Origin of the sequence: Micromonospora sp. D75, assembly GCF_018070405.1 — a bacterium.
GTDB classification, from domain to species: Bacteria; Actinomycetota; Actinomycetes; order Mycobacteriales; family Micromonosporaceae; genus Micromonospora; species Micromonospora chalcea.
The window spans coordinates 1-786 of sequence record NZ_JAGPXV010001107.1 but is presented as its reverse complement, the minus strand read 5'-3'; the positions used below and the strand labels follow the sequence as shown (position 1 = coordinate 786).

Sequence of the window (786 nt, the reverse complement as noted above, 5' to 3'; positions counted from 1 at the left end):
GGACGCGGTCAGCCACCGCGGCAAGGCGCTGCGGGAGCTGGCCAAGCTGGTCGCGAAGGTGCTCCCGCCCGCCACCTGAGATCAGCCCAGCGGGCCGATCTCCCGTTCGATCGCCGCGCGCAGCTCCGGGCCGCGTCCCACGTCGCGCGCCGCCTCCCTCAGCGGCGCGAGGCACACGTCCGGTCCCGGCTCGCCGATCGTGCGGCCGCGCACGTCGAGCGCCGCCCGCCCGGCCGGTGACGGCGTCAGCGGGGCGCGGAGCTGGAGCCCGCGTACGGCCGCCAGCAGCTCCACCGCGAGCAGGCTGGTCAGGTTGTCCAGCACGGTGCGCAGCTTCTTGGTGGCCGCCCAGCCCATCGAGACGTGGTCCTCCTGCATGCCGCTGGTCGGCAGCGAGTCGACCGAGGCGGGCGCGGCGAGCCGGCGGTTCTCCGCCACGATCCCGGCGGCGGTGTACTGGGCGATCATCAGCCCGGAGTTCACCCCGGCGTCGGGGGACAGGAACGCGGGCAGCTCCCGGGAGCGGGTGACGTCCAGCAGCCGGTCCACCCGGCGTTCGGCGATCGCGCCCACCTCGGCGGCGGCGATGGCCAGGTAGTCGGCGGCGAAGCCGAGCGGCGCGCCGTGGAAGTTGCCGGTCGACTCGACCCGCCCGTCCGGCAGCACCACCGGGTTGTCCACCACGGACAGCAGTTCCCGGCCCGCGACCACCTCGACGAAGTCGAGCGTGTCCCGGGCCGCGCCGGCGACCTGCGGGGCGCAGCGCATGGAGTACGCGTCCTGCAC

At 75.4% G+C, this 786-nt stretch carries 1 protein-coding gene and 1 pseudogene; one reads left to right on the top strand and one right to left on the bottom strand.

Annotated elements, in window-relative coordinates; translation table 11 throughout:
- Positions 1-79 (top strand): annotated as a pseudogene (locus tag KBX39_RS32335) (non-canonical purine NTP pyrophosphatase); the annotation flags it as partial.
- Positions 80-81: 2 nt separating this feature from the next.
- Here KBX39_RS32335 and KBX39_RS32330 read toward each other — a convergent pair.
- Positions 82-786 (bottom strand): aromatic amino acid lyase (locus KBX39_RS32330; RefSeq protein WP_210874226.1); only part of this gene is annotated, 705 nt, incomplete at its 5' end.